This window comes from Nocardioides sp. CPCC 206348 (genome assembly GCF_048654705.1).
In the GTDB taxonomy this organism is placed as follows: Bacteria; Actinomycetota; Actinomycetes; order Propionibacteriales; family Nocardioidaceae; genus Nocardioides.
This window is the reverse complement of record NZ_JBMCZA010000043.1, coordinates 2,596-3,750: the sequence shown is the minus strand read 5'-3', so window position 1 is coordinate 3,750 and position 1,155 is coordinate 2,596. Positions and strand designations below refer to the sequence as shown.

Sequence of the window (1,155 nt, the reverse complement as noted above, 5' to 3'; positions counted from 1 at the left end):
CCGGAGACCGCGCTGGTCGTGGTCAGCCAGGTCGCCTACAAGTCCGGCTGGCTGGCCGACGTCGAGACACTGACCCGGCTCGCCCACGACGCGGGCGCGTGGATCCTCGTCGACCTCTGTCACTCCTCGGGCGTCGTACCGGTGGAACTGGATGCGTGGGCGGTCGACCTGGCCGTCGGTTGCACCTACAAGTACCTCAACGGGGGACCGGGTTCCCCGGCCTTCGGGTACGTCGCGCAGCGGCACCTCGAGGGTGATGTGTTCGTCCAGCCGGTCCAGGGCTGGATGGGGGCCGCCGATCCTTTCAGGATGGGCCCGACCTACGCACCGGCCACCGGGATCCGGCGGTTGCTCAGTGGCACGCCGCCGATCATCGGCATGCTCGGGCTGGAGGACATGGTCGACCTGCTGGAGGAGGTCGGTGTCCCGGCCATCCGCGCCAAGTCGGTCGCGCTGACGGAGTACGCCGCCGCGCTGATCGACCGCGACCTGCCCGATGTGCGGTTCGCTTCACCCCGGGACCCGGAGCAGCGTGGCGGGCACGTGACGATCGCGCACCCGTCGATGCGTGCGGTGACCGCGGACCTCTGGGCACACGACGTGCTGCCCGACTTCCGCGAGCCCGACGGCCTGCGTCTGGGCCTGTCACCGCTCTCGACCTCCTTCGCGGAGGTCGAGGCCGGGATCACGGCGATCGCGGCGGCACTCAGGCGCTGAGCTGCTCCGAGAGCGCGGCGCGGAGCTCGCGCGCCTGCGCGTGCAGGACGGCGGCGGCGAACCCGTTTCCGCACGCGTCCTCGTGGTCGGCCTTCTCGTCCCAGACATCGGCGAGGTGGGCGACGGCGGCCAGCGGCTTGGCGTCGGCCTGTTCCTGGGCCCTCTTGCGGGCCTCACTGTTCATCATCATGCGGGCCTCCTTGGGCCGATACGGAGATCGTAGGCTTCCCATCGGTCGCTTCGTGGCGGATCGAAGAAGTTCAGATCCGGTCCCACGTCGTGCCGCCGTCGGTGGACTCGAGCAGGCCTCCTGTCGTGGCGAGGTAGAGGACTCCGTCGACCTGCGCTGCATCCCAGACAAAGGCGTCGTCCGCGAGGCCCAGGTCGACCGGGGACCCACCTTCTTCGGTCACCAGGACCGGGTCCGCGCCCGGAACT

General features: G+C 70.2%; 2 protein-coding genes. One reads left to right on the top strand and one right to left on the bottom strand.

Annotated features, from left to right (window positions below; all coding sequences use genetic code 11):
* Positions 1-717: aminotransferase class V-fold PLP-dependent enzyme (locus ACOADB_RS01550; protein ID WP_378596152.1), on the top strand; the 717-nt coding region annotated here is incomplete at its 5' end.
* Here ACOADB_RS01550 and ACOADB_RS01545 read toward each other — a convergent pair.
* Positions 707-907 carry a hypothetical protein gene (locus ACOADB_RS01545; protein WP_378596151.1) on the bottom strand — a complete coding sequence of 67 codons (201 nt, stop codon included), beginning with the start codon at positions 905-907 and terminating at the stop codon, positions 707-709. The two genes, ACOADB_RS01550 and ACOADB_RS01545, sit on opposite strands and share 11 nt — an antisense overlap.
* Positions 908-1,155: the final 248 nt, after the last annotated feature.